General features: G+C 59.5%; 4 protein-coding genes. 1 reads left to right on the forward strand and 3 read right to left on the reverse strand.

Annotated features, from left to right (window positions below):
- Positions 1-99: 99 nt before the first annotated feature.
- Together ACI38B_RS07425 and ACI38B_RS07430 are read right to left on the reverse strand one after the other, a co-directional pair.
- Complete coding sequence (locus tag ACI38B_RS07425; protein ID WP_439730183.1) at positions 100-894, reverse strand: ABC transporter ATP-binding protein; 795 nt, start codon at positions 892-894, stop codon at positions 100-102.
- Positions 895-1,059: 165 nt separating this feature from the next.
- On the reverse strand, positions 1,060-2,760 hold the full coding sequence (locus tag ACI38B_RS07430) for an ABC transporter permease (RefSeq protein WP_439730180.1): 1,701 nt from the start codon (positions 2,758-2,760) through the stop codon (positions 1,060-1,062).
- Between the two features lie 232 nt (positions 2,761-2,992).
- On the opposite strand from ACI38B_RS07430, the gene ACI38B_RS07435 reads away from it, so the two are divergent.
- The gene (locus tag ACI38B_RS07435; protein ID WP_439730181.1) at positions 2,993-3,565 is read left to right on the forward strand and encodes a TIGR01440 family protein; all 573 of its coding nucleotides are present in this window, start codon (positions 2,993-2,995) and stop codon (positions 3,563-3,565) included.
- 52 nt (positions 3,566-3,617) lie between these two features.
- Here ACI38B_RS07435 and ACI38B_RS07440 read toward each other — a convergent pair whose 3' ends face one another.
- On the reverse strand, positions 3,618-4,376 hold the full coding sequence (locus ACI38B_RS07440; RefSeq protein ID WP_439730182.1) for a hypothetical protein: 759 nt from the start codon (positions 4,374-4,376) through the stop codon (positions 3,618-3,620).
- Between the last annotated feature and the right edge of the window lie 111 nt (positions 4,377-4,487).

Here is a 4,487-nt window from a genome sequence, read left to right on the forward strand (position 1 = left end):
GTGAGGCCTAGGCGTAACCAGTTTGCAGAAGGGGAAGGTCCGCGTTCGGCCCGAGCAAGGGACAGGGCCCGAGCACAACCAGTTCGCAGGGACAATGGGTTACTGGGCGGCTGGGCGCTGTCTCGTCGAACGCACCACCGAACCCGCAGACGCCGGACGCGCGGCGGACGGGCGCTTGCGAGCCGTCCGCCGCAGTGGCGCGAGTTCGAACACCTCGTCGGAGGCTTGCGCAATCTGCGGGCTGTGGGTGACGATGATCACGCACCTGCCATCATCGTGAGCCAGCGAGCAGAAGATATCCATGATGTCCTCCTGTGTGCCCATATCGAGGTTGCCGGTCGGCTCATCCGCCACGATAATCTGCGGATCATAGCTCAACGCCCGCGCGATTGCGACCCGTTGCTGTTCGCCGCCGCTCAAGTGCAGGATCCGCTCGTTGGCGTAATCCTCCGGTAAATGCACTTCTGCGAGCATCCGCCGGGCAATCTGCCGTTTCGGCTCGTCGAAATGCTTGCCGGACGCGCCAAGCGACAGCATGATATTCTCGGCAACGGTCAGTTGCGGCAGCAGGTTGAAGCTTTGGAAGATCACGCCGATATCATGGCTGCGATACCGGTACCGGTCCTCCTTGGACAAATCCTTGCCCTGGTACAACACCTGCCCCTCGGTGGGCACGGTCAGCCCGGAAATCAGCGACAACAGCGTGGTCTTGCCGGCGCCGGACGGCCCGGTGATCGCGTAGACGCATCCTGGCAGGAAGCTGCGGGAGATGTGTTGCAGCACCCGTTTGCCGCCTTTCGTGTACGCGTAGCTGACATCGCGAAGTTCGAGAATCGGCGTATGGGCTTGGCCTGTCACGGTCTGCACGCCTGTTGATTCCTGTGTCGCCGTCATGCGGGCGGCGTCATCGGCTACTGCGGCCTGTGGTTCATTGTTCATGGTTGCTCCATTCGGTGCTCTTCCGTCCCGGCATCGGAACGTCGGAATGCAAGGGCACGGTTCATTCGATTACGGTTCGATTGGCGCCGTTCGGTTGGCTTGCGATCCGTTCGCTCTCAGTCAGGACCGGTCGGCGAGGATCTGTAGAGGCTCGTACCGCATAACGACGATCACCGCGGCAAGCGAGGCCAGTATCGTCAACGCGAGGCCGATCAGTATCAGCTGCCCGACGATTTTGAGGTTCACGGAGGCGTTGACGGTGGACACGTAGTTCACCGCGCGGGTCATCATCTTGTTGCTGCCCGGCTGCGATGGCGCTTGTTGGGCGGTTGACTTGCTGGAATTATCCGAGGACGACGATGACGACGAGCCGGACGAATCAGAGGAACTCGACGACCCGGAACCTGCTCCCGGAGCCTGCATACCACGCCCAAACTGTTGCTGCTGGCTGGCCTGCTGGCTTTGCTGCGAGGCGACCTGGCTGGCGAGCAGCTGGTTGGACACCGGCACCGAGGCGACCGCGCCGCCCGCAACACCAAGCGCCAGGCCGATCATCGTGACGACGAACACCTCAGCCACAAACTGGGCAGCAACCTTCACCTTGTTCACGCCAATCGCAGTAAGCACGCCGATCTCATATTTTCGTTCACGAATATTGAACAAATTGAGCGCAATCAGCACAATCGCACCCACCGCGAGCACGATGATGAGCAAGGTCAGCGCGAACTTCGACAGGTTGTCCAACGGCACGAGGCTCTGCTTATATTCCTCGACATCGGCGGACTGGACCGTGTAATCGCTTGAAAGCCCGGCTTTCTTCACGTCGGAGACGAAAGTCTCGTAAGCATCCTTGTTCGCGAACACGTAGGTGAAGTTCAGCTGGGCGGCGTCATCGGAGTCCGATGACGAATCCAGACCCAGCTTCTTAAGCGTCGAGACCGACGTGTAGATCGCGTTCGCCGGATCGGAAGCGGTCGAACCTCCCGGTCCGCCCATGGACTGAGAGGAATCCGACGTGTTCTTGTAGATGCCGACCACGGTCAGCTTGTAGGTCGTGGACGAATCCGAGGCGTTCGCGACGCTTATGGTGTCACCGACCTTGAGATTGTTGAAGGTGGCGAGTGACTGGGAGATGATCACGTCACCATCCGAAGCCGAAGTGTAGCCGAACACCTCGCCGGATGCCATGGTGAAACTGCCGTTCGCCGCATTCGCGACCGCGGTGTCCGACGAGAAGCCAACGAGCGAGAAATCGCCGGACTGCTGCATCATGCCGCCCTTGCCTCCCTGTCCGCTTTGATCGGGGGCGTTGCCGGACGGTGCGCTCGCGGTATCCGATGAAGACGAGCTCGAATCCGAGCCAGACGACGATGAGGAGGACGAGCTGGAGCTTGAATCTGAACTTTCGACCGGCTGGAAGGAATCGGTCGCCGACAACGATGTCGTTTCCGTGTAATACGTGGTCTTCACCGCGCTGGACGCCTTCGCATACTTCTGATAGTCGCTCAAGCTCAGCTGCTTGTCGCTCAGCGCGCTGCGCATCGACTCGAAATCGGGCTTGCCGTCCGACGAACTCGAAGAGGACGTAGACGACGAGCTTGCGGAAGCCTGCGACGCGCTCATGAGCTTGGCCCGGTCCACGCTGATTTGCGCGGTGACCGTCGTGTTGCTCAAGCCGGTGTCACGGGCGGTCTGGGCTGCCTGCCGAATCGCCAGCCCGATGGTCGCGGCGGCTGCGATGATCGCCACGACGATGATGATCAGAATATTGCGCCCCTTGTTGCGCACAACATTGTTCCATGCGTTGTTCAGTACGAACATGCGTTCTTCCTTTACGACGTTTACATCCGCCTTATGGCGGAGGTACTTTCAGTCAAAGCCGCGATGGTGGGAAGACACTCTTGCATGGCTTGGGTAGGCATGGCATAACGCTGTGACGGTTCTACTGAATATCCTGAAAAAAGCTGGGAATCCGCGTGGCCGGGCATGCACGGTTTGACCACAGGTGAACCGCAGGGGCGGTGTGCAACGCCGCGCTAGTACAATCGGCGGTATGCAGACACAGGATTTCGAACAGATCAGGCAGCAGACCGCGCAGGCGGTGCGTGAGGTCCTCGAGGCGGCGCATCTGTCCGCCGGGGATATCTTCGTCATCGGATGCTCGTCCAGCGAGGTGCTCGGCGAGCAGATCGGCACCCACACGTCCATGGATGTGGCACCGTATCTGTTCGAAGGCGCCCAATCGGTACTGAAACCGGCGGGTATCTTCCTCGCCGCGCAATGCTGCGAGCATTTGAACCGCGCGCTGGTCATCGAGCAGGACTGCTTGGAACGTTATGGCTTCGACCAGGTCAACGCGATTCCCCAGCCCAATCATGCGGGTGGTGCGTTCGGCACCATCGCCTACCGGTCGTTCGACCATCCGGTACTGGTCGAGGATATCCAAGCCAAAGCGAAAGCCGGCATCGATATCGGCGGCACGCTCATCGGCATGCATATCCACCCGGTGGTCGTCCCGCTGCGCATTTCCATTGACATGATTGGCAAGGCGCACATTATCTGCGCGCGATACCGCCCGAAGTACATCGGCGGCAGCCGTGCAATCTACGATGAAAAGCTGATGTAAAGTCGTGACAGCCCCAGTCACGGGCCTTATCGGGGAACCCGTAAGCCCGTGACTATTCGGCAGCCCCGGTCGTTTTGTCTAGCAATCCGAAGTCCACAGTGGACATGAATATCGTCTGCGTGAGCATCGTGCGATAATTCTCACGGACATCGGTTGCGGTGCCATCGCCGTTCGTCTGGATATGACGAAGGAAATCAACCATCAGGCATGAGAACAGAATCACCGCTTCTTTCGGATTGCTGCACACCATGCGAATAGACGGCTCCCACATATCCCACAGCTGATTGCCATGTGCAACCGTGGTCGTCCAGCTTCCGCTAAGAATCTGATGCGACCCATTGCCGACCATTGAACCGACGACAGTGTCGGCAATGCCTTGAATGTCAAGATCAGCGCCATCCGGGTAGACGTTTCGATACCCGAACTGTACGAGACCCGCCACACTGTAATCCTGCATATTGAGCAGATACTGATCCAACGCGGGGCCCATCACCCAACGGCTGCCATCGGAACCCATCACCGTGTCAAGACGCAAACCCGAAGGCACACCCGAGTACACTGCCGCATACTGCGCGGCATACGCAGCGATGAGCGCCACCGGATTCGCCATCTCACCGACCTGGACAACGCCGTTGATTGAACACATCCGCTCAAGACGCGCATAGAACGGCCCTTCCGCCACAGCCAGACCATGCAACAGGTCGCGCTGCTTCTCCTTACGCACCCGCGCGAAATAGATCCTGTCTTGCAAAGTCGGCTTGGGCATCGGCTTTGCATACGCCGGCCAGCCGTTCGTTGGTTCGTTCATCATTTCTGCTTTCTCTTTGATGATTTGGTTTGTGGTTGGGTGCCGTGCGGGGGCCGCTAGAACTTCCGCCACCGTACCGACGGCATCGCAGCCGCGCCTTACACGGGACCGCCC

Origin of the sequence: Bifidobacterium sp., assembly GCF_051876855.1 — a bacterium.
Lineage (GTDB): Bacteria > Actinomycetota > Actinomycetes > Actinomycetales > Bifidobacteriaceae > Bifidobacterium.